This window comes from Streptomyces sp. P9(2023), assembly GCF_032436795.1.
Taxonomy (GTDB): domain Bacteria; phylum Actinomycetota; class Actinomycetes; order Streptomycetales; family Streptomycetaceae; genus Streptomyces.
Window position 1 is genome coordinate 1 of record NZ_JAUPWM010000265.1, and the last position, 337, is coordinate 337.

General features: G+C 35.0%; 1 protein-coding gene. It reads left to right on the top strand.

The window, feature by feature from the left end:
* Positions 1 to 203: 203 nt before the first annotated feature.
* Positions 204 to 337, top strand: a 134-nt coding sequence (locus Q5762_RS40155; protein WP_399495558.1) for a helix-turn-helix domain-containing protein, incomplete at its 3' end; no start/stop codon positions are given.

Below are 337 nucleotides of genomic sequence, written 5' to 3' on the forward strand. Positions count from 1 at the left end.
CTTTCAATAACATGAGTACCAACGAAGGGAAGCCCACCGTCAGGATGATCTTGTTGTATGAATAGCTGATCAATGAAGTACACAAAAACCCTGTCAATAGTCCTGAAGGATGAATTTAGATAGCCCTACAGGAGCAATCGGAATCAAAATAGAAATATATAGGGTTATAATTCATTCTACAAGATGAATAAGAGGCTTTTTTGATGTCTATAGGTGAAAATTTAAAGCGTATAAGAAGAGATAAAGGATGGACTCAAAGTGAACTTGCAAACAACTGTGGAATTAGACTTGGGCAAATATCAAAAATTGAAAGAAATGAAACAGACCCTAAATTAAG